The following is a 20,859-nucleotide window of genomic DNA, read 5'->3' on the forward strand; positions in this document are numbered from 1 at the left end:
ATAGATCCATCATCGCCATGTCCGACACAGAAAAGCTTTCCTCGACCGACGCAGACGCGCTGGAATTTCACCGCGCGAGCCCGCCGGGCAAGGTGGCGATGATTCCAACCAAGCCGATGGCGACCCAGCGCGATTTGGCCCTGGCCTATTCGCCGGGGGTTGCAGCGCCGGTCCGGGCCATCGCGGAGAACCCGGACGCAGTCTATGATTACACCTCCAAGGGCAACACCGTGGCGGTGGTGTCCAACGGCACGGCGATCCTGGGGCTGGGCAATCTGGGGGCGGCCGCATCAAAGCCTGTGATGGAAGGCAAGGCGGTCCTGTTCAAACGCTTTGCAGACATTGACGGCTTTGATCTGGAGATCAATTACACCGATCCTGACAAGTTCGTGGATTGCGTCGCCGGTTTCGGTGACAGCTTTGGCGGCATCAATCTCGAAGACATCAAAAGCCCGGAATGCTTCGAGATCGAGGCGCGCCTGCGCGAGAAGCTTGATATCCCGGTCTTTCATGATGACCAGCACGGCACAGCAATCATCGCCGCAGCAGGTTTGATCAACGCCTGCCATCTGACCAATCGCAAGTTTGAAGACATCAAGCTGGTGCTGTGCGGCGCCGGGGCGGCAGGCCTGTCCGTGCTGGAGCTGGTGAAATCGCTCGGCGTTCAGCACGACAATGTCACCGTGGTGGACGTGAACGGCGTGGTTCATACCGGCCGCAACGATCTGCACGACCGACTGGCGCAACATGCCCGCGAAACGGATCTGCGCACGCTCAAAGAGGCGATGGTGGACGCGGATGTGTTCCTGGGATTGTCAGCGGGCGGCATAGTCAGTCAGGACATGGTGAAGTCCATGGCGGCGGATCCGATACTCTTCGCCATGGCGAACCCGACGCCGGAAATCATGCCCGACGAAGTCCGCGCGGCGCGCTCGGATGCTATCGTGGCTACAGGGCGGTCTGATTTCCCTAATCAGGTCAATAATGTACTTGGCTTTCCCTATATTTTCCGCGGCGCTCTGGACGTGCGCGCACGGACAATCAATGAGGAAATGAAGCTCGCCGCTGCTCGCGCCCTGGCCGATCTCGCCCGTCAGGACGTGCCAGACGAGGTGTCCACCGCCAACAAGTCTGACAGCGGGTTGCGGTTTGGTCGCGATTACATCATCCCGTCGCCCTTTGATCCGCGCCTGATCAGCTTTGTGCCGCCTTATGTGGCGCGGGCGGCGATTGAAACCGGCGTGGCGCGCATTCCGATCGAGGATGAAGAGAAATACCGGCAGTCGCTGGCGCGTCGCCTTGATCCGACCGCAGCCTTGCAGCAACGCGTCACCCAGGCGATTTCCGGATCTGACAAGCGTATCGTTTTCGCTGAAGGCGAAGAGCCGAGTGTCATCCGCGCCGCCTTCGCCTTCCAGTCCCAGGGATTGGGCAAGGCGGTGCTGGTGGCGCGTGAAGAGATCGCCCGCGCCAATATGCGCGAGTTGGGACTGCCCGAAGATGTACTGGAAATCCAGAACGCGCGTCTGTCTGATCGCAATGCTGACTATGCGGACTGGCTCTACAAGCGGCTTCAGCGTCAGGGCTATCTGCGCCGCGACGTCCAGCGCCTGGTCAATAATGATCGCAATGTCTTCTCCGCCTGCATGCTCAAATTCGGCGATGCGGACGGCATGGTCACGGGCGTCACCCGCCATTTCACAAACACAATGAGCGATATTCGGCTGGTGCTGGATCCGGCGCCGGGGGGGCGCGTAATTGGCCTGACTGTGGCGTTGGCGCGCGGAAAGATGCTGGTCATCGCGGACACAAACGTCACCGAATTCCCCGATTCTGACGGCCTGGCCGAGATCGCCGTCGGCGCCGCCCACGCCGCCCGCCGGCTGGGGCTCGATCCCCGTGTGGCCTTCATGAGTTATTCCACTTTCGGCAACCCGCCCGGCGAACGGACGACCAAGGTCCAGAGCGCGGTCAGCAAGCTGGATAAGCTTGATCTCGATTTTGAGTATGAAGGCGAGATGGCGGTCGATATCGCGCTCGACCCCAATCATCGCGAGCGCTATCCGTTCTCGCGCCTGTCTGACGCTGCGAATGTTCTGGTAATGCCGGCGGTGCATTCCGCGTCCATTGCGGCGCGCTTGTTGAAGTCTGCGGGCGGGGCGACCGTGATCGAGGGGCTGTTGATCGGGCTGGAGCAATCGGTCCAGGTGGCGCGTGTGGGCTCGAACGTGTCCGACATCGTCAATCTGGCGGGGCTGGCGGCCTACGATCTCAATCATACGCCATCGCAGAAAGCGACATAGGGCAGAGCCTTAATCCCTGCGTGCAAGAGTGCCCTCTGTTTTCAGGGGAGGGGCGCTCATGCGTATGTTGACCATAACACTCGTTGCTTCAGGTTTTGGAGTGCTCGGCTGTGGACACGCGACCGCGCTCTCTGACGATGATCCGATGCGAGGCCAGGTCTGGGAGGTGGTGATCTCTTCAAATGCCGCCGCCTATGGTCAGGACTATATGATCGAGTTTGAATTCACCGGCAATTGCATCGCGATGAGCAGCTCTGATGCGGATGTGCAGTATGAGCATTGCGCATCGCAATTTGCGCTCACAGAGGCCGGTGAAGGCGCCTTTACTTACGCCTTCAGCTATGACTTTCCATTCGCCTATATCTATCCAGTCAGCACAGGGCTATCGACGTCGACAATCCATGAGACCGGCCGGGCGCAAGGCGAAGCAGATTGCGCGAGGTTTGAGCTGATGGAGGTCGGCGAGACGCGGTCAGAGGTGTGTGGTCTGCCTGAGCTGTCGGTCGAGCATAGTTCGGCCCGCATTCGCTACACATCCATCACTCGCACCCAGTAACAGGGCAGGGTGGCGGATCGGCGCCGACAGCAGATGTGAACAGAGCTTTTCCATGAAAGACATGGAACAGCGCCATAGGGCGCCCTACCTATGGCGCTGTTTGATTTTCTGATTCCTGAAAGCGCTTTCATGGCTTCCACTCGCGCCTCCAATGATCTGACGCAGGGGCCGGTCTTCGGCCATATCCTGCGCCTTGTCGCCCCGATGAGCTTTGGCATCCTCGCCATGATGCTGGTGGGGGTGATCGACGCTTATTGGGTCGGCAAGCTTGGAACGGACCAGCTGGCCGCCGTCCAGTTTGTCTTCCCCGTCGCCATGCTGGTCATGAGCGTTTCCATCGGTCTGGGCGCGGGGGCTGTGTCTGTGGTGGCGCGCGCCGCCGGGCGCGGCGATGGCGAGTCCACCCGCCGCGTGGCGACAGACGCCATCACCTTGTCCTTCATCGTGGTTCTGCTGGTCAGCGTGATGGGCATTCCGCTGATCGGTCCGGTTTTCAGGGCGATGGGCGCGACAGAGTCTATGATGCCCTACGTGCGTGAGTACATGACGATCTGGTTTGCCGGCGCAGTCTTCATGGTCGGCCCCATGGTGGCCAGCAATCTGCTCAGGGCCATGGGCGACGCCATCGTGCCCAGCGTGATCATGATCATCGCCGCAGTAATCAATATGGTGCTGGACCCGATCCTGATCTTTGGCCTGGGTCCCATTCCGGCCATGGAAGTGACGGGCGCCGCGCTGGCGACGCTAATCGCGAATATGGCGGTGTTCCTTATCGCTATGGGCGTTCTGATCTTTCGCGAGAAACTGATCGATTTCAGCTGGCCCGGTGTCGACACCCTGTTGTGGAACTGGCGCGAGATCGCCCGGATCGGCGCCCCGGCTTCGGGCTCCAACATGATCGGGCCATTGGCCAATACGCTGGTCTTCGCGGCCATCGCGCCCTATGGCGAACCCGCAGTGGCGGGGCTCGGCGTGGGGATGCGGGTGGAGGCGCTGGCGCTGATCCCGCTCTTCGCCCTGTCAGGCTCAATCGGTCCCATCACCGGTCAGAACGGAGGCGCCGGGCTGGATCACCGAGTCCGCGAAGCTTTTGTGAAGTCCTTCATCTTTTGCTGGGGCTGGGGCGCGTCGATGGCGGTCTTGCTTCTGCTGGCTGGGAGTTTCCTGGCGCCGGTCTTCCTGCCGTCCGAGGACGGGCAGGCCATGGCCGTGGCGTATTGGGCGATCGCGCCGTTCGCCATGGGCGGTTATGGCGTGGCGATGGCGGCCGCGGCGGGCTTTAACGGCCTGGGTCGACCCTTGCTGGGCGTGGCCTGCAATGCCTTCCGGGGGCTGGTGTTGATCATCCCCTTGAGCTGGCTTGGCGGGTTTCTGGGCGGCGCAGGCGGCGTCATCTGGGGCTTGTTCGCCGCCAATCTGATCTCTGGTCTGCTGATCGGGTTCCTGGTGCTCAGATATGCGCCTTTGACGGCGAAAGAGGGCGGCAAGCGCTAGAGCTGCGTCAGCACCATGCCCAGTTCAGCCTTGTCGTTCAGCCCGCCATGGGGGTAGGGGCGCGGGTCGGCCTCGGGCCAGCGCCAGCGGTCTTCGGTGAACAGGGCGCGCATGGCGTTAAGGCCGCAGCCATAGGGCGGACCGCCGCGCTCGGATTTCTGCATGAACAAAGCCAGAAACAGCCCGCCCGGTTTCAAACTGGCATGGGCCATGGCTTCATAGTCTTCGCGCTTTTGGGGGTGGATGGCGCACAGAAATGTCTGCTCGTACAGCACATCAACCGGCGTTTCCGGACGCCAGGCGAGAGCGTCTGTTTCAAACGCCTGAGCGGTGACGCCTGCACTGTCAAAGCGCGCCTTTTGCCAGGCGATGGCGCTGGGCGCGATATCTGTGGCGATGACGCTCAGCCCATGCTGCGCCAGGTATGCCGGCTCTTGGCTGCGCCCGCAGCCGGGGGTCAGGACAGTCTGACCCGGTTTCAAAACGCCTGAATCCAGCCAGTCGATCAAGGCGGGGTGCAGGCCTTGACGCTCCCAGGGCGCGTCATCGGCCTGAAACCGCGCTTCCCAGTCAATGCCGCTACGGTCTTCTGACGGGGGAGTGTCTGAAGGGGGTGGTGCGGGGCGATCCGACGTCATGATGCGATCTCTCATGGTGAAAGCTGCAGACATGATGAAGCGCTGGCATCTAAGGTCCAGATGCAGTTACAGGTCTGGCGCGCGGCTTTGGGATGTCTCGCCACCGCAAAGGCAGATTGACCGCGGCATAGCCTAAGAGCTAATTCTCCGGCCTGCCTTGCCTGTGCGGGTGTGGCGGAATTGGTAGACGCGCTGGTTTTAGGTACCAGTGTCTTATGACGTGGAAGTTCGAGTCTTCTCACCCGCACCATTTCTTCTTTGTCTCCCTCGCCTCCGTTCGGTCAGTCCTCGCTAAAGCTGCGGGCGGGCGTTAGCCCATGCGAACCCGTTGGGTTCGGGTTTGCGTATTATGAGGGGGGTGGGCCGAAGCCAGACAGACTTCGGGCGCTGGAGGGGGAAAGCTCCAGCGCCCGATGATCAGTTTGGCGATGTGCCGGTCTAGCGGCGGGTGGCGATGATCCAGACGGCGTGAATGATGCCGGGAACATAGCCGAACAGGGTCAGGACAATGTTCAGCCAGAAATGAAGGCCAAGGCCGACCTGGAAGAACACGCCGAGCGGCGGCAGAAGAATGGCCAGGATCAGGCGCAGAATGTCGCCGCCAGTCGCAGTGGATTGAGCACTCATAGTGGGTCTCCTTTGTATGGATTAGCGGATCAGGACGCGTTGGACGCACTCAGAAACAACGAGGTGTCGCGGCCCGCCAACGCGTTGATCTGTGCGTCATTCACAGTCGTGGCGACGCTCCAGCCTTGAGGGGCCTCATAGTCAAAGTGCAGGGCGTTCACCGGAATGCGGCCGTCCAGCGCATCAAAGGCGAGCCAGCCGCTGTCTTCAAAATGCACGGCCATGACGGCGCCGCCCTGACTGATTTCAAGGTCGTCAATCGCGATATCGGGCGCAGTGGCGCTGACCTGAATGGATTGCCCCAATAGGGCGCGCGCCGAATTCGCCTCACGATATTCAGCCGCCCAGCTCAAACCGATAGGTTCGTATCCGCCGCCCTGAGCGAGCATCTGGAACTCTTCGCGCGTGATGTCGGCGCGCAGTGTCTCAACGCCGGGCGCGCCGGCCAGATAGACGAGGTCGGCTGCGATCGCGGCATCGCCGTCCAGCCAATTGGGATGATCAACGACGATGGCGTGCAGATTGCCGGCTTCATCCACCAGCAAGTCCTTGATGGGGAGCTCCCCGTCAGTAAACGCCAGGCGCGATTGCAAGAGCGTGGAGGCCAGATAGAACGCCTTGCCGTCAGCCGTTTCGTTGACCAGGGTATTCTGTGGGGCGTCAAGATTTTGGGTGAAGGCGGTCGCTGACAATCCGGCCAGAGCCACGATCGCAGTCAAGGTCATAGCGGTCTTCATCGTCAGGGCCTCCTTCATGTATGTTCAGGCTTGGTTTAGAAACGTGCCATGGGACGTCCGGTTCCCGGTTTTTCAGGGAATCACAATGACCGTCGCCAAGACCGAACTTGCTGAAGAGCGGACAAACTTTGCGGAAGACCGCACGCTGATGGCCAGCGAGCGCACCTTCGCCAGCTGGCTGCGCACAGCGCTGGCCGCCATCGGCGTTGGGCTGGGGATGCAGGTGGTTTTTGACAGCTTTGAGCCCACCTGGATCGCCAAGATGATCTCCAGCCTGTTCATGATGCTGGCGGTGGGGTTGATCGTGATGGGTCGGTTGCGGGACCGGGCCGTCGCACGATCGCTGAGCGCCCATTGTCTTGAAGGGCGCTCAAACTGGCTGGGAGATGTAGTGTCTGCAGGATTGTGCCTGGGCGCCCTGGGGGCGGTCCTGGTGATCTGGCTGGTCTAGATCACCACGCCTGGCGATAGCTCAGGCCGATAAAATCAGATCGCGCGTTCCAACTGTTTTCGCCAAACCGTATTTCCCGGTTCTGACGAATATACCCTGCGGTGACTGCGCCATGATCATTCAGTGACATGCCAACGCCCGCAAATCCGTCCGCCACGCCGACTTCGCCTGCCACGCGGGTCAGAGCGCTGATACCGCCGCCGCCCGGACGCATGATGACCGTCTCCTCATCATAGGACACGATCAGGCTCAAACGTGAGATGGACCCAAAGGCGAGCGGACTCGTCTCCAGCTCCAGGCCGAGTCCGAAAGCGGACAGCTCGTCACTGTCAGCACGGCTTTCATTCTGAGCAGAAATAGTCGGGATCAACGCCGCGCTGTCCGCGCCGCCCAACGGGATGGACCAGGCGCTGTCGCTTGGGCCCTGGAACTCAGCCTGTAATTGCGCGACAAACGTGCTTAGGACGGGACCGCGAACTTGCGCGTCCGGAGCCTGCGCAGCTTGCATAGCAATCAAAACGGCAGTAGTTGCGAACATGGCGTCCTCCCGATTTTGTATGAAAGACTAACGTCAGGGAGGCGAAACAGTTCCCTTCAGAGAAGAGCTGAAGTGTTCAGGGCGGCTATTGGCCGTCGCGCAGCGCCTTGATCAGCTCGCTCTTGGTCATGCTCGAGCGCCCGTCGATGCCGATCTCCTGGGCGCGGTCGTACAACGCATCTTTCGTCCAGTCTTCATAGGCGTCGTGGGCGCCCCCTTTTGCAGCGGCGTCGCTGTCATCGGACGCCTGGGCGTTGGCGATGCGGGCGGCTTTGGATTTGGACGCGCCCTCCTCGCGCAGGGCTTCATAGGTTTCGTCATCCTTCACGGACGGACCATGATCCTTTGTCATTATTCGTCTCCGTTTGCTGGGGGCTGTGGCGTTGTGGCGGGATCGACGACCGAGCCGTCATCGCGAGCGAGCATCAAGGTGCGCGTGGGGTAGGCGAACTCCACGCCCTCATCTGCGAACTTGCGCACGAGGGCGAGATTCACGGCGTGACGCACGTCCATGTAAACAGCGTAGTCCAGACTCTGGGCGTGACAGACAATCTCAAACTCCATTGCGCTGTCGGCGAAGCGGGCGAAATGAGCGCGTTCAAAACGGGCCTGGTCGGTCTCGTCGATAATGGCTTTGATCCAGTCCGGGATCTGCTCCAGCTGATCCGCGGCGGTCTGATAGGTCACACCGATCTGAAACAGCCAGCGCCGCTCTTCGAGCCGTTGAAAATTGCGGATCGTCATGTCGAGCAGATTGGTGTTGCGGATGACGATCTCTTCGCCGGACAAGGAACGCAGGCGTGTGGTTTTCAGTCCAATCTTGCTGACCGTGCCCAGACATTCGCCAAACTCGATCAAGTCATTGCGTTTGAAGGGTTTGTCGAACAGGATCGAGATGCCGGCGAACAGGTCGCTGAACAATCCCTGAGCCGCCAGGCCGATAGCGATGCCGCCAATGCCGAGACCTGCAATCAGGGCGGTGATGTCCACGCCGGCGTTATCGAGCAGGACCAGAAAAGCCGCTGACCAGATAAAGGTGCTGATCGCCCATTTGATGATGGCGATGCCGTTCCAGACAGCGCTGCGGCTGTCTGCGCGCTGTAAGGCGCGACGCTGCACCAGATCGACAGCCAAACCGCGAAAGATCGCTGCGACCTGTATGATCAACACCAGGCCCAGGATATACCAGATGGCGTCCAGAACGCTTTGAGGCGAGGATGTTACGCTCAGTCCGATAGCGGCGCCGATGATCAAAAAGGTCATGGCGGACAGCCGCTCTGCCGTTCCCAACATAACGTGGGCCAGACTGCTTTGATCCAGGCGCTGGCGCGCAAACGACACGCCCCATTTTATCAAGAGCGCGGTGATGGTCACTGCCAGGGTGAGTGAAAGCGCCAGGGTCACCGATTGAGTATCCTCGGCGATCCAGTCCAGAAGTTCAGTAAAGGCCATGCGCCCTTGCTCGACGACGCCCTGAACGTTTTCCTCGACAGCGTTGAGGGTGTTTGAAGCTTCTGTATCCGGAGCTTGGGTCATGACAGGTCCCCGCATATGAAAAAGCGGACCCGCAGGCCCGCTTTTGCAAAGTCAAAAATGATCTTATTGCTTTGCGATGATGGCGTTGAGCATCCAGATCGCCTCTTCGTGCCAGCTCATGCGCTCGATCAGCATGTCGGCAGTGACGAAATCTTTCTTGTCTTCGCACCATTCGATGGCGTCGCGCATGGATTTGACCGCGGTGCGGTGGTCGTCCACCAGCATGCGCACATGCGCGTCAGCAGATTGTTCCAGATCGTAATCGCGGATCTCTGACAGCTCGCCGTACTTGCGATAGGAAGCCGGGGCTTTTTCTCCCAAGGCGCGGATCCGCTCGGCCAGCTCGTCAATGGCGTGATAGAGATTCTCGTAATGCTCTTCAGTCAACTTGTGCAGGCTGTAGAAGGTTGGGCCGACCACATTCCAGTGCACGCCTTGGGTCTTGATAAACAGCATGTAGCTGTCGGCGAGCACCTTGCCCAGTGCGCCAGCAATCTGGGTGCGATCTTCGGCTTCGATGCCGGATTTCGGGGCGAATGCGGCGGACTTGGACGCGAGAGCGGTGCTGCTCATCTCAGTTCTCCATCAGTTGCGGACCCTTTCAACGCGGGTCGTGACGGATGGGTTCCAAAAATTGACAGTAAACCTGCCGCATTCGACACGTCTCACAAAAACACATCTATTGAAAAGGGCCAGCGCGGACCCTCAGGCAAAAACTATGCTTTATTATACGAGCTGAAACTGTAGTGGTTTTTTCTGAAAATTTTGGGAACCGGATATGGGCGAGGGCGTTGATTGGGGGACTGTTTAATGTTGAAGGAGCTACACCATGTTGAGACTGGCCCTTGGATTTTTCGTCGTCGCCCTGATCGCGGCCCTCTTCGGTTTTGGCGGCATTGCAGCCGGCGCGGCCTCAATCGCGCAAGTTCTGTTCTTTGTCTTTCTGGTGCTGTTTGTGGTGTCGCTGCTGTTTGGCGCCCTGCGTGGACGCTCACCCCGAGCCTGAACGTAGAGCCTTTATGAGAAGTCTGGCGGCGTAACAGTCGCCAGACTTCATCTGACAGACTTCAACAAAAAAGGATGTTGATCATGAAACAGTTTGCCCCGCTGTTTATCGCCCCGTTTTTTATGGCTGCTGCGGCCTGCTCAGACGGTCCGGCTGAAAACGCTGGCGAAGACGTTGATGAGGCGATCGAGGACGTAACTGGCGAAGAGCAAGGTACGTTCGAGGAAGCTGGTGAAAACCTGGATGACGCGGCTGATGACGCCGAAGACGCCATCGAGGACGCGACCGACGAACCGCCTCGCTAAATTTGGTTTTGCGACCATCATCCCCTTCAAAACACAAAGGAGAGCGACATGGCACGCGCCACTGCTAAGTCCGATGTTACGACTGAAGAGCTGAAATCTGATCTGGATGCGCTGCGTGCGGATATGGATCAGTTGGTCGGCGACTTGTCCAAGATCGTCCAGCAAAGCGGGGAATCGGGTGTCAAAGCCGGACGTTCCGCAATCGAGGACGGCTTGGACGCTGCAGAAGAAGCGCCTGACCAATTGCGTGAGCTCATTCGTGAGAACCCGCTTGGCGCCTGCGGCGCCGCGATTGGCGCAGGGTTTCTCGGCGCCCTGTTGATGCGTCGCTAGGAGACGCACTGTGAACGCGCTTCTGATAGCTATCGCGCTCATCGGGCCTGTACTCGGCGCAGTATTCGCCACCCATGCGGGATGGAGCTGGGCGTCAAACCAGTACTCCCCATGGGTGGCCAGCGCCCTGGTCGGCTCTATTTATGCATGCCTGGGTTCAATCGCCGCGGCGACACTGTTGTGGAGAGCCAAGGCGAGCAAACCACCGGCTCAAGCGCCCTCGGGCGCCGCGTCGCCTCTGACGCTGGTTGAGACCGCTATGAAACGTAAACCGCTGCAAACCACGGCAGCCTTGATGGGTTTGGGCGCGCTTTTGGCTCGAAAGCCAAAACTGGCTCTAACAGCCCTCTCAAAGTTTGCGGCCTCCAGCTGAAGGGTCTTCCCTTGTCAAAAAAGAATGATCAGGAGCTGCGCGCCAAGCGATTAGCGGCGCGCAGCGAAATTGCGTCTAAAACGCTTTATTCCATCATTGCTGAGACGGGCAAAGAGGAGCTTCTGCGCCCCTCCAGCTCTTTATTGTATTCCGCGTTGACAGCCGGACTCGCCATGGGCGCGTCCGTTTTGCTGATGGGCGCAATCGAGCGCGCTGTCGGAGATGCTGACTGGAGCTATCTGGCGATTGCTGCCGGATACCCGGCGGGCTTTTTGCTGATCGCAATGGCGCGCATGCAATTGTTCACGGAAAACACGCTGACGGCGGTTCTGCCTGTGACCAAGCATCGGCGCTGGAGATCTGTACGCTTGTTGATGCGGCTTTGGGCAATTGTCTTGTTCGGCAATCTGGTGGGGGCCGTCGTGATCGGTTCAGTGCTCAGTCATGTGACCGACCCAGAGCTGTTTGACGCGATGGTCACGGCATCCTCTCACATCATGCATCGCGACATAGCGGGCAATTTCATTGCTGCGTTGCCAGCCGGCTTCCTGATCGGGCTGATGGCCTGGTCATTACCCGGCCTGCCCTATGAAAAGCTCGGGACGGTGTTCATTGTGACTTATCTGGTGGGCGCTGGCGGCTTTCCGCACATCGTAGCCGGCACCGTGGAAGCGACCGTCCTGATCGTCGCGGGCAGTTGGGGCGTTGGCGACGCAATCAGCTTCATCATTCCCGTTCTCATCGGCAATACTTTGGGCGGTGCGGCGCTGTTTGCAGGCTTGGCGTACGGCCAGGTGCACGAAGAAATCGAATAGACGGGTTCAGGTCGGAACGTATTGCGACCTGAGGCGTTGTTTCGATGTCCCTGGCCTAAAGGGACGCCAAGAGTGTGTTGCGAGGTTGATCCTCCCCCTGACCGAACCTCGCACAACGCAAATAGAGCCGTCCTCTTCTTGAGGGCGGCTTTTGCGTTTCTGCTGATAGCGCCAACTGTGTTCTCGCGCTGATGCGCTCAGATGCGGTGTTCAGCTTGGCTTCAGGGTTGGCCAGGGGATCTAACTCGCTCACCCTTGCTCAAGCCTCGCAAGCGTCAAAGCATCGATCGCTCTCACAGCGACCCAATTCATCTTGCAAGAGCAAGGAGGCCGATGGCTCCTGGCGGCGTCACTCAGCAACTGTTGCAGATCATGGCGGTGAGCACACAAAAAAAGGGGCGCGCCGAAGCGCGCCCCCAGATAAAAGGTTGGTCAGACCTTAGAGACTTAGCGGCCGTCAAGATAGGCGCCGGCGTTGACCGGAGTCTCTTCGAGCATCTCGACATCTTCCGACGTCAGATCGGCTGAGACAGTCCAGCCAGCTTCAGTGGTGTAACCAAGCTCAAGAGCGTCAAAGTCAACGCGGCCGACATTGCCGCCGAAGCCGATGAACCCGCCATCACGGATGATGGCGTACTCGGTGTCGCCTTGCGCAGTGAACTCCACGTCTTCGATATGGGCGATGGTTTCGCCCTGGGCGTTCACGATGGCAGATCCGGTCAGATCGCTGTAAAACAGATCGCCGTCTTCACGTTGGTCTTCGACAGAGACGGTAAACGGGCTGTTCTCAATGACCTCGGCGTCATCCAGCTGATCGTCTGTGATGGACGCGGTCACGACTAGCTCGCCTTCCGCACCATAAGACAGGTTTGCAGCGATTGTGGACACTGCAACTTCCTCGTCAAACAGTCCCAGGAAGCCGCCGCGGGAGATAATCAGCGCTTCGGGGTCGCCTGCATCGCTCATCCGGATGTCCGTGATGGCGGAGGCGCCGTCTGCGTATTCGAGATCCGCGCCGACAACGTCGGACGCCTTGATGGTGTCCGCCATCATGGCGGCTTCGACATGGGACTCCGTTTCCATGTGTGCTGTCGCATCCTGGGCTTGCGCCGTTGCGAGAGCGGTGGTGGAAACCAGAGCGATCGAGGTGGTCAGCATCAGCTTGTTCAACATAACTGTCTCCTTTTGCTAGCGATCAATTCGAACGCAATTAGGAAACGTCGTGAGCTTGCGCTGGTTCCATAATACAGTTGGGCGATTTCGCGAAACTATTGTGTCGAATCCTCTTGATTCTGACACATTGTCTGACGCATATAAAAACGCCGGGATTTTTATCCCGGCGTTTTTATATGCGTATCTTGCTTGTGCTTGCTTTTTATTCAGCCGCAACAGCTTCCTTGTCGAAGAAGAACAGCGCCTGGCTCATTGTGGCTGTGACGGTTTCGGGCATGAAGGGCTTGGTCACCAGATAGGTCGGTTCCGGTTTCTCGCCGGTCAGCAAGCGTTCGGGATAGGCGGTGATGAAGATCACCGGCAGGTTCATCTCGCCCAGTATATCTTTCACGGCGTCGATGCCCGAGCTGTCGTCCGCCAACTGAATATCAGCGAGAACGAGCCCGGGCGGGGATTTTTGGGCCAGCTCCACGGCCTGGTCGCGGGTTCGAGCCACGCCGGTGACCGTATGGCCGGCATTCTCCACGATAGCTCGCAGATCAAGGGCGATCACAGGTTCGTCCTCAATGATCATCACGCGAGTGGCGAGCCCGGCGTTCAGCTCTTGTTGTGCTGAGACCAGCAGAGCCTGAGCCTCATCGTCGCCGATGCGCAGAATGGAGGCCACATCCTCGATGGAGAACCCTTCGACGGACGTGAGCAGCATGACTTGTCGGGCTTTGGGTGTGACATGCGACAGCGGGTTTTGGCTGTCTGAGGGATCGGTGACGTCAAGCTGGCTGTTCCAGCACGCGTGGAACAACTGGAAGAGTGCGACATGAGGCGGTAAATCCCGTCCCAGTTCCTCATTGCCTTCAACAGCCGCCTCCAGACAGGCGCGCACATGGGCGTCACCGCTTTGTTGTGATCCCGTCAGGATGCGCGCATACCGGCGCAGGTAGGGAATATGTGACCGTATCGCTGTAACAAAACTCATAGTCGGGCTCTCCCCACAAAAAATACCAAGCAACAAACGAACAACGATCCAAACGGTTCCAAAAAAATTCAGTTTTTTGGGAACCCGATCCCAGTTTGCTCGTTCCTCTTATACGGCAGATGTATTCTGTAAGATCTATCTATGTGAGAATGGCGAATATTAATGGCAATGTCTGAGGATAAAAACAGGGCTGCCGCCAAGCTAGACCCTGCGCTGCTGCAGCGGACTCGCAAGCAGCAGGAAAACCTTGGCGCTGGATTGCGCAAGATGTTTGATTCCGTGGTCGAAGAGGGCGTGCCGGACGCTTTTGAAGACCTTCTTGACCGGCTGGAACAAGGCGAGTCCGAGCGCGCCGACGGCAAGGATGACTCTCATGAGTAAGTCCGGTTCAGACGGCGCTGGCCTAACGGCCTCCGAACTCATGCCTCAGGCGGAGTTTCGAAAAGAACTAACCGAAGCCATTCCTCACATGCGCGCCTTTTCACGAAGTCTGACAGGCGATGCAGCAAGCGCGGACGATCTGGCTCAAGACGCCATGATGAAAGCCTGGTCTGCACGCGACAAATTCAAAGCTGGAACGAACTTTCGCGCTTGGGTCCTGACCATCGTGCGCAATCAGTTCTACTCCAACAAACGTCGATCCTGGCGCCAGGCGGATTGGGATCAGGAGCTTGCGGAGCGAACTTTGCCGGCTGTCGACAACCAGGAACAGGTTGTAGCTCTGGACGAATTAAGACGTGGTCTTGCTGAATTGCCCGAAGATCAGCGTGAAGCGCTCATACTGGTCGGAGCGGGCGGCTATTCCTATGATGAAGCGGCGGAGATTTGCGGTTGCGCGACAGGAACCGTGAAAAGTCGTGTTTCGCGGGCGCGTCTGGCTTTGGAAGGCATCATGAAAGCCGGACCGGCCGCTAAGGCAAACGCAGATGGCGTCGCCGCCTCTGACGCGGTGGACACGCTGCTTGGTCATGTCAGCGACCTGGCAGAGCAGGCGCGCTGACCATGCCTTTCAACCCTGGGGGCGCCATGACCGGGCGATTACGTTTCGTACTCGCCCTGGTCCTTGCTGTTGCGCTGTTCCCGCTCTTGTTAATCGCCATGGCGCAAACCTGGAGCGAAGCGCGTGAAGAGCAACGCGTGCAGAGTGATCGCATGATCATTCTGGGCGCTTTGGCGGCGTCCGAGCTCAATGAATCCATCGCGCGGGCGCAAGGCGTAGTCGATGCTGTCTCCACGCGGGGGTTCGCTTTCATGAGCGCGCCGGGGGGATGCAGCCGGGCCATGGCGCAAATCGCCCGCGGCGATTCCGTCCTGACCAACATTGCTCTGACGGATGCGAATGGCGAAATCATTTGCACCGGTCTTGAAGAAGCCCAGGACCTGAATATGGCGTCAGAGGAGTGGCACGCGGCGCTGAGTAGCGGTGAGCAGCAAACCGTGTCCGGTGTTTTGATGGGACCGGTCTCCAGAACCCCCATTCTCGTGGTCGCGAACCGTCTTGGAGACGGGCCTGATTTCAGAGGCACGGCGGCAGCTGCCATTGATGTGCTGCGCGCCTCAAGAATCCTCATCGACAACGCCATGGCGGATGGCAGTCAGGTCCTGCTCGTCACGCCGACTGAGGCGCGCGAAGTGGACCGTTCGCGTACGCTCATGCCAGCGAGCATCGAAATTCAGGACGATTTGCTTCAAAGCGTCCAACTGATCGATGAGCCCCAACCGACACGTATTCGGTTTGAAGGCGAAGACAGACCCGCTGTGCTCGCCCCCCTTGTCGGGGGACAGCTCGCCTTGCTGCTGATCTCACCCACACCGACGACGCAATGGGGGCTGGTGTCAGTCGCCGTGACCTTTCTGGTGCCTTTGTTGATGTACGCTTTGGCGCTTGTGAGTGTATGGTTGGCCGTCGACCATTACGTCCTGCGCTGGTTGGGATATTTACGCCGGATCGCTGCGGTGTATGGCGGCGGACGTCTGGACGTCGTGCCGGTCCGGGCGCGCAATGCACCGAGCGAAATCCGGGAGCTGGCGAACACCATGGGCGAGATGGCGTCGTCCCTGGACAAGCAGCAAAGCGAGCTTGAAGCGTCGGTCGAGCAGCGTGGCGCATTGCTTCGCGAAATTCACCACCGGGTCAAAAACAACCTGCAGATCATCGTTAGCCTGCTCAATCTTCAGGCGGGGCGGATGACAGACGGGGAGGCCCGCATGGCGTTAATGGAGGCGCGCCGCCGCATCAACGCTTTGTCGCTCGTCCACCGCAGCCTGTATGAGGCGGATGATCTGAGAGCGGTTTACATGCCGGGTTTCCTCAGGGAGCTTGCGCTAAATCTCCAGCAGGCCAGCGATGACGGATCGCGTGCTGTCAGCGTGCAGGCGGAGTGCGATGAAGTGTCCTTTGAACCGGATACAGCAGTGCCGATCGCACTCTTCGTGGCGGAGGCTGTCACCAACGCCTACAAGCACGCCTTCACCCAGCGCACCCAGGGGCGCATTCTGATCTCCTTGAGCGCCACCGAGCCTGAAGCCCTGATCTTGCGGGTCTCTGATGACGGCGAGGGCATGGGGAGCATGCATCACAGGGCACGGGCTCGTCATTGATGGAGGCGTTCGCCATGCAGCTGGACGGCCGGACCTGGTCTGAACCCAATGCAGATGGCGGCATGGATTTTGTTCTGCAGGTGGGCGAAGAAAACGACTGACATTAAGGGAACGCCTTGTGTGCTGGCGCGTTTTATTGAGGCCATAACCCAGGAGGTTTCTATGAAATACGTTGTTCTTTGTGCTTTTGCTGTCGCTACGCTTTTGTTGACCGGATGCAACACTATTGCAGGTGCAGGTCGCGATATCGAAGAAGCTGGCGATGCTATTGAAGACACGGCAGAAGAAAACCGAAACTAGGCTCAGTCCTGTTTTGAAAAGGCCCCGTCATTTGACGGGGCCTTTTTCATTGGCATTGCTTGATGAAAGTCCTGAATAGACGTCTCATATCACGTCTGTATACAAGTAATTCGGGGTGGAATTGAACGCCTAGCCGCAAGGGTGCAGTGTCTGCCTGAATGGCCTGAACGCCGCCTCGCTCTCCGCAGGCGACCGCGTGAAATCCTGGTGCAACCTTGCGCACGGCCCGGCGGTGAAGACTGTTCACCCGAACGCTCTCGTGAGGCGCAACACAGTCAGCCAGAAGGCTTTCCCCGATCAGCGTGATCGGCTTTCTGAAAAAGGTGTAGCCGATCGGGCCGTTCGGCCAGTCGCGCGTCATGTCGGGGTCCAGCGTCTGGTGCAGATCTCCACCATAAAAGACGTTGAGCATTTGCAGGCCGCGACAAACGCCCATGACCGGCAGATCGTGATCTTTCGCATGTTGAAGCCAGCTGATTTCAAGTGCGTCCCGATCGGGATCAAACTGGCTCTCAACTTCAACGGAGGCGTCATACTGGCTCGGATGGATGTCCAGGCCGCCCATCAGGATCAGGCCGTCTAACCGGCGCTTCCCCGAAGTGGGCGCGTTCTTCACCCGCACCGGCTTGCCGCCGGACAGGCGGATCACGGCGTCCACAAGTACAGACAACAATATGTCGCCCTTGGGGGCGGTCACATAGCCAATGACAGGACGTGTCATGATCCAACCGAGTCAAAGCTGATTTCTGGCGGCAGCTCGCCGTACTTGGCCAGATGCGACACAATGAACAGAGCGCCGAGCGCCGCGGCTGGGTCATCCTTGGCCAAAAGGTCCACATCCAGATGAGACCGGTCCATCACGCGAAGCGTCACATCCTCAAGGGCTTCTTTCGCGGCTTTCGCATCTGATAGAGACGCGAGCACGCGTCCAAACTTTTTCAGACTGAAGCCTTTGGAATTCTTAAGTCGCTTCCAGCTCTCAGACAGCTGATTGGCGTACTCGCTCGCGCTGAAAGCCCCGTCTATCGCGGAGGGAAGCCAGGCGAGCGGGACTTGGGACCGAAAGCCGATCTCCGGCGTGCCCGGCTCAGAGCGCAAGGCGCCGTGCAAGGTCAGCTCCGCCAGCAAGCGCGCATAGTCGACGCCGCTCAGCGTGGAGTGACGCAATCCAGCCCAGAACCGCGCATTCACCTCAATGGCAGAAGGGGCGTCGTCTTCCTCTCCGGTCCACATGAAATCGGCTTCGAAGACACCTGTCCAATTGGTGGCCTTGGCGATCTTGCGCACATCCGCTTCGAAGGGAGCGGTGCTGACGGTTTCACGCACAACGCCGGCGCCCGCTTCGCGCGGTTGGTTTTCGAGATTGGTGTAGGCTGACATCACCAAGACGTCTCCTTCATGCACCAACGCGCTGACACAGTAATCATCGCCATCCGCCAGTGATTGCGCCAGCAGCGGATAGTCGTTTTCGTGAGCTTTGAGATAGGCCTCGTATTCATCCTGTGAGGCGATCTTGGAAATCCCGCGACCGCCTGCGCCCCGGCTCGGCTTCATCAAGATCGGGAACGGCGTCTCCGGTCCTTCTTGCGCTTCTGTCTCGGTCTCAAAGATCTGGGTTTTCGGGGCGTTGATATCGTTGTCCCAGATCAAAGCCGCAAAATGGTGTTTGGGCGTGACTTTTTCGATGGATGAGCAATCCGGGGCGGCCAGTCTGGCGTTGGTCGGCAGCAGGGATTTGTGGCGCGCCAGCGCTTCCATATCTTCAAACCCTGGCAGGATCAGGACCGTATCGTCTGCAAACTCCTCACAGATATCCGCGATGTCCCGAGTGTAGGCCTCCTCATCTGAAGGCTCGCTCACCGTCCGCGTTTCATCGCAATATTTCGAGAAGGACAGGGCGGTCAGCCCGATCGTGTCCAGGCCGATAACATGGTCGACCATAGGCCGGACCGACTCTGCAATGGTCAAAGCCATCAGGCTGCGTCCATAGGTGATCAATGCGCATGTCTTCATGATTGTCGTAACGCGCGGACCGCACATGTCGTTCCCGGCAGTTCTTTTGGAACGCTTTCTCGGTTACGTGCGTTTCAGAGGCCTACAACCATGGAGCAGGTGATGAAAAACCAAAAACCGAGTCCTGTCGTTCTGGTCGCCGTCGCCCTCGTTCTTGTGCTGATTGGCACGCTTGGCACGTTGGTCTGGCAGGAATCTCAAGACGACACGGTCGAAATCCAGTTCGGGGATGGAAGCGTTCGCTTTGAAACCGGCGGGCTGGAGTAATTTTCGGCCCTTCCGGCTGCTTTTTGGCCACACTTGTTTCCGATAGGATGCATGACTGGCGAGGCTGAGGCCCCGCCTTTCTTTTTTGACGGACGATTGCGGAACCCGTGCTGATGACTGTGCTTCGCGCACTTGCCTTGATTGCGTGCATCGCCCTGACCGCTGAAGCCCGTGGGCAAACTGTGTCGGTAATTGGAGAGGACAGCGCCGAGTTGTCCGCTGCACTGCAGTCCCTCCTTGAGGAGCGGGCGAAGAGCGGCTCGTCAGATGCCCAGGCGAGCGCGAACACCCTGCTGCGGTATCTTCGGTCCGAGGGCTATTACACAGCCCGCGTGATCATTGATCAAAGCGATGAGGCCCCAAGCTTTCAGGTGACGCCGGGAGAAAAGTTTCGCTTTTCCACCCTGGACGTTGTGGCGCATGGGCATGAAGGCGCGCGGTCAGTCGCGCGCAACGCCATCGCGCTAGATGAAGGGGATCCGGTTCGAGCAGCGGACGTGCTGGCTGCAGAGACAAGCGGGCTACGCGCTCTGCGTGTTTCGGGATGGCCGGATGCGCGTCTGGAGAACCGCGTGGTCACGGTCGATCACGCAGACGCCAGCGGTGATGCTGTTTTCACGTATGATCCTGGCGCAGAAAGCCTTTACGGCGACATCTTACTCGATACCGATCGGTGGCGCGCCAGTTTCGTGCGCCGCTTGGCGCCGTTCACTCCCGGTGAGCGGGTCAGTCTGGCCAAGCTACGGAGTTTTGAAAGCCGACTTGAGGCGCTTGAAAGCATATCGGGCGCGGCTGTGACTTTGTCGCCGCCGAATGAGGTGGAAGGCCCGCAAAGCCGCGATGTCAACGTTTCGGCGATGCCGTCGCCCCGGCATGTTGCTGAGGCTGGGTTCAGCCTATCCACCAGCGAAGGCGGCGGCGTGAGCGGCGGGTATAAACGGCGCAATCTGTTCGGGGGTGACGAAACCCTCAACGTCACACTGAATCTGGCGACCGTGCAGAGTGGTCTGCACTTGGAGCTGACCGCCCCGCATTGGCGGAGGCTTGGGCAGGCGTTGACGTTGGAAGCGCGCGCCGAGCGTGAAGAAACAGACGCCTACGATCTGGCTGAGGCCGGTGTTGGCGCGCGGGTATCGCGCCCCATAAACGATAAGCTTAATGTGTCGATAGGTGGTGATCTCAGCATTGCCAATAGCGAGACCGAAACCCTTGATCTCAATGTCTACACAAGTTCGGTTTCGCTGGGCGCCGTTTGGGATAGCCGCGACAGCGCGATCATCCCCACTGATGGTGAATTGTTTTCGGTGGATGTCTCGCCCACCCTGTTGAGCGGCGACGCATCTTCGTCCTATCTCAGGACTGTGGGGGAAGCCCGCACCTATCAGCGCCTGTCTTCATCCTTGATCCTCGCGGGGCGTTTGCGCGCCGGTGCGTTGATCGGGGCGCCGTTACAGTCCTTGCCGCCCGAACAACGTTTCTTCGCGGGCGGCGGCGGGTCGGCTCGGGGCTATGATTATCAGTCGCTTTCGCCCCGCGATGATGAAGGGGATTTGGTCGGCGGACGCTCCATAATTGAATCCAGCATTGAGCTCAGATGGCGCCAATCACGGCGCTGGGGCGCCGTGATGTTCGTGGATTCTGCGGCGGCGGGACGCGATGAAACTCCTGATTTTGGGGCGGCCCGCAGCGCGATCGGCGCCGGGCTTCGATATTATCTCGATTTCGCGCCGCTGCGCTTTGACATCGCAACGCCACTCGACCCCATTTCCGGCGATCCTCAAATCCAGCTTTACATCGGGCTTGGGGAGGCGTTCTGA

Annotated in this window: 26 protein-coding genes and 1 tRNA gene; 16 read left to right on the forward strand and 11 right to left on the reverse strand. The window is 59.2% G+C overall.

The window, feature by feature from the left end; all coding sequences use genetic code 11:
- Positions 1 to 17: 17 nt before the first annotated feature.
- From ACP154_RS11410 to ACP154_RS11420, 3 genes are all read left to right on the forward strand, one after another.
- Complete coding sequence (locus ACP154_RS11410) at positions 18 to 2,303, forward strand: NADP-dependent malic enzyme (protein ID WP_421859093.1); 2,286 nt, start codon at positions 18 to 20, stop codon at positions 2,301 to 2,303.
- A gap of 58 nt (positions 2,304 to 2,361) precedes the next feature.
- The gene (locus tag ACP154_RS11415) at positions 2,362 to 2,859 is read left to right on the forward strand and encodes a hypothetical protein (RefSeq protein WP_421859090.1); all 498 of its coding nucleotides are present in this window, start codon (positions 2,362 to 2,364) and stop codon (positions 2,857 to 2,859) included.
- A 129-nt stretch (positions 2,860 to 2,988) separates the two neighbouring features.
- A complete protein-coding gene (locus tag ACP154_RS11420; protein ID WP_421859088.1) occupies positions 2,989 to 4,353 on the forward strand; it encodes an MATE family efflux transporter in 1,365 nt (454 codons plus the stop codon).
- On the opposite strand, the gene ACP154_RS11425 is transcribed toward ACP154_RS11420, so the two are convergent.
- Complete coding sequence (locus ACP154_RS11425; protein WP_421859085.1) at positions 4,350 to 4,991, reverse strand: methyltransferase domain-containing protein; 642 nt, start codon at positions 4,989 to 4,991, stop codon at positions 4,350 to 4,352. The two genes, ACP154_RS11420 and ACP154_RS11425, sit on opposite strands and share 4 nt — an antisense overlap.
- A gap of 165 nt (positions 4,992 to 5,156) precedes the next feature.
- Here ACP154_RS11425 and ACP154_RS11430 point away from each other — a divergent pair.
- A tRNA-Leu gene (locus ACP154_RS11430) sits at positions 5,157 to 5,241 on the forward strand.
- A 188-nt stretch (positions 5,242 to 5,429) separates the two neighbouring features.
- Here the strand turns inward: ACP154_RS11430 and ACP154_RS11435 are convergent.
- The gene (locus tag ACP154_RS11435; RefSeq protein ID WP_107713083.1) at positions 5,430 to 5,618 is read right to left on the reverse strand and encodes a YqaE/Pmp3 family membrane protein; all 189 of its coding nucleotides are present in this window, start codon (positions 5,616 to 5,618) and stop codon (positions 5,430 to 5,432) included.
- A 29-nt stretch (positions 5,619 to 5,647) separates the two neighbouring features.
- Entirely contained in the window at positions 5,648 to 6,343 is a 696-nt protein-coding gene (locus ACP154_RS11440; RefSeq protein ID WP_421859082.1) for a hypothetical protein, read from the reverse strand.
- A 97-nt stretch (positions 6,344 to 6,440) separates the two neighbouring features.
- On the opposite strand from ACP154_RS11440, the gene ACP154_RS11445 reads away from it, so the two are divergent.
- Positions 6,441 to 6,806 (forward strand): YidH family protein, encoded by a 366-nt coding sequence (locus tag ACP154_RS11445; RefSeq protein ID WP_421859079.1) that lies wholly within the window; start codon positions 6,441 to 6,443, stop codon positions 6,804 to 6,806.
- 1 nt (position 6,807) lies between these two features.
- On the opposite strand, the gene ACP154_RS11450 is transcribed toward ACP154_RS11445, so the two are convergent.
- From ACP154_RS11450 to ACP154_RS11465, 4 genes are all read right to left on the reverse strand, one after another.
- Positions 6,808 to 7,344, reverse strand: coding sequence for a hypothetical protein (locus ACP154_RS11450; RefSeq protein WP_421859077.1), 537 nt, complete (start codon positions 7,342 to 7,344; stop codon positions 6,808 to 6,810).
- An 85-nt stretch (positions 7,345 to 7,429) separates the two neighbouring features.
- Positions 7,430 to 7,696: a DUF7218 family protein gene (locus ACP154_RS11455; RefSeq protein ID WP_421859075.1), complete on the reverse strand. Its 267-nt coding sequence runs from the start codon at positions 7,694 to 7,696 to the stop codon at positions 7,430 to 7,432.
- The gene (locus ACP154_RS11460) at positions 7,696 to 8,880 is read right to left on the reverse strand and encodes a mechanosensitive ion channel family protein (protein WP_421859072.1); all 1,185 of its coding nucleotides are present in this window, start codon (positions 8,878 to 8,880) and stop codon (positions 7,696 to 7,698) included. Before ACP154_RS11460 ends, ACP154_RS11455 begins: the two co-directional genes overlap by 1 nt.
- Before the next feature lie 63 nt (positions 8,881 to 8,943).
- Entirely contained in the window at positions 8,944 to 9,453 is a 510-nt protein-coding gene (locus tag ACP154_RS11465) for a Dps family protein (protein ID WP_421859069.1), read from the reverse strand.
- A gap of 256 nt (positions 9,454 to 9,709) precedes the next feature.
- On the opposite strand from ACP154_RS11465, the gene ACP154_RS11470 reads away from it, so the two are divergent.
- From ACP154_RS11470 to ACP154_RS11490, 5 genes are all read left to right on the forward strand, one after another.
- A complete protein-coding gene (locus ACP154_RS11470) occupies positions 9,710 to 9,886 on the forward strand; it encodes a DUF1328 family protein (protein WP_022699625.1) in 177 nt (58 codons plus the stop codon).
- Positions 9,887 to 9,969: 83 nt separating this feature from the next.
- Positions 9,970 to 10,191: a hypothetical protein gene (locus ACP154_RS11475; protein WP_421859066.1), complete on the forward strand. Its 222-nt coding sequence runs from the start codon at positions 9,970 to 9,972 to the stop codon at positions 10,189 to 10,191.
- Between the two features lie 48 nt (positions 10,192 to 10,239).
- Positions 10,240 to 10,524: a hypothetical protein gene (locus tag ACP154_RS11480; RefSeq protein ID WP_107713089.1), complete on the forward strand. Its 285-nt coding sequence runs from the start codon at positions 10,240 to 10,242 to the stop codon at positions 10,522 to 10,524.
- A gap of 10 nt (positions 10,525 to 10,534) precedes the next feature.
- Positions 10,535 to 10,897, forward strand: coding sequence for a hypothetical protein (locus ACP154_RS11485; protein WP_421859063.1), 363 nt, complete (start codon positions 10,535 to 10,537; stop codon positions 10,895 to 10,897).
- An 11-nt stretch (positions 10,898 to 10,908) separates the two neighbouring features.
- On the forward strand, positions 10,909 to 11,712 hold the full coding sequence (locus tag ACP154_RS11490) for a formate/nitrite transporter family protein (RefSeq protein WP_421859060.1): 804 nt from the start codon (positions 10,909 to 10,911) through the stop codon (positions 11,710 to 11,712).
- A 447-nt stretch (positions 11,713 to 12,159) separates the two neighbouring features.
- On the opposite strand, the gene ACP154_RS11495 is transcribed toward ACP154_RS11490, so the two are convergent.
- Both ACP154_RS11495 and ACP154_RS11500 read right to left on the reverse strand, forming a co-directional pair.
- Positions 12,160 to 12,885, reverse strand: coding sequence for a PRC-barrel domain-containing protein (locus tag ACP154_RS11495; RefSeq protein WP_421859058.1), 726 nt, complete (start codon positions 12,883 to 12,885; stop codon positions 12,160 to 12,162).
- A 202-nt stretch (positions 12,886 to 13,087) separates the two neighbouring features.
- Positions 13,088 to 13,861 carry a response regulator gene (locus ACP154_RS11500; protein WP_107713093.1) on the reverse strand — a complete coding sequence of 258 codons (774 nt, stop codon included), beginning with the start codon at positions 13,859 to 13,861 and terminating at the stop codon, positions 13,088 to 13,090.
- Between the two features lie 168 nt (positions 13,862 to 14,029).
- On the opposite strand from ACP154_RS11500, the gene ACP154_RS11505 reads away from it, so the two are divergent.
- From ACP154_RS11505 to ACP154_RS11520, 4 genes are all read left to right on the forward strand, one after another.
- Positions 14,030 to 14,242, forward strand: a complete 213-nt coding sequence (locus tag ACP154_RS11505) for a NepR family anti-sigma factor (RefSeq protein WP_421859055.1) — start codon at positions 14,030 to 14,032, stop codon at positions 14,240 to 14,242.
- Positions 14,243 to 14,282: 40 nt separating this feature from the next.
- Entirely contained in the window at positions 14,283 to 14,861 is a 579-nt protein-coding gene (locus ACP154_RS11510) for a sigma-70 family RNA polymerase sigma factor (protein WP_421861470.1), read from the forward strand.
- Between the two features lie 26 nt (positions 14,862 to 14,887).
- Positions 14,888 to 16,462: a sensor histidine kinase gene (locus ACP154_RS11515; protein ID WP_421859053.1), complete on the forward strand. Its 1,575-nt coding sequence runs from the start codon at positions 14,888 to 14,890 to the stop codon at positions 16,460 to 16,462.
- Between the two features lie 162 nt (positions 16,463 to 16,624).
- Positions 16,625 to 16,762: an entericidin A/B family lipoprotein gene (locus ACP154_RS11520; protein WP_107713097.1), complete on the forward strand. Its 138-nt coding sequence runs from the start codon at positions 16,625 to 16,627 to the stop codon at positions 16,760 to 16,762.
- 46 nt (positions 16,763 to 16,808) lie between these two features.
- Here the strand turns inward: ACP154_RS11520 and ACP154_RS11525 are convergent, their stop codons facing one another.
- Entirely contained in the window at positions 16,809 to 17,483 is a 675-nt protein-coding gene (locus ACP154_RS11525; RefSeq protein ID WP_421859049.1) for a gamma-glutamyl-gamma-aminobutyrate hydrolase family protein, read from the reverse strand.
- Positions 17,480 to 18,736, reverse strand: coding sequence for an ATP-grasp domain-containing protein (locus ACP154_RS11530; RefSeq protein WP_421859046.1), 1,257 nt, complete (start codon positions 18,734 to 18,736; stop codon positions 17,480 to 17,482). Before ACP154_RS11530 ends, ACP154_RS11525 begins: the two co-directional genes overlap by 4 nt.
- Positions 18,737 to 18,877: 141 nt before the next feature.
- Between ACP154_RS11530 and ACP154_RS11535 the strand changes: the two genes are divergently transcribed.
- Positions 18,878 to 19,042 carry a hypothetical protein gene (locus tag ACP154_RS11535; protein WP_421859044.1) on the forward strand — a complete coding sequence of 55 codons (165 nt, stop codon included), beginning with the start codon at positions 18,878 to 18,880 and terminating at the stop codon, positions 19,040 to 19,042.
- A gap of 113 nt (positions 19,043 to 19,155) precedes the next feature.
- Positions 19,156 to 20,859: an autotransporter assembly complex protein TamA gene (locus ACP154_RS11540; protein WP_421859042.1), complete on the forward strand. Its 1,704-nt coding sequence runs from the start codon at positions 19,156 to 19,158 to the stop codon at positions 20,857 to 20,859.

The sequence above is a fragment of the Oceanicaulis sp. genome (assembly GCF_965249665.1).
Classification (GTDB): Bacteria; Pseudomonadota; Alphaproteobacteria; order Caulobacterales; family Maricaulaceae; genus Oceanicaulis.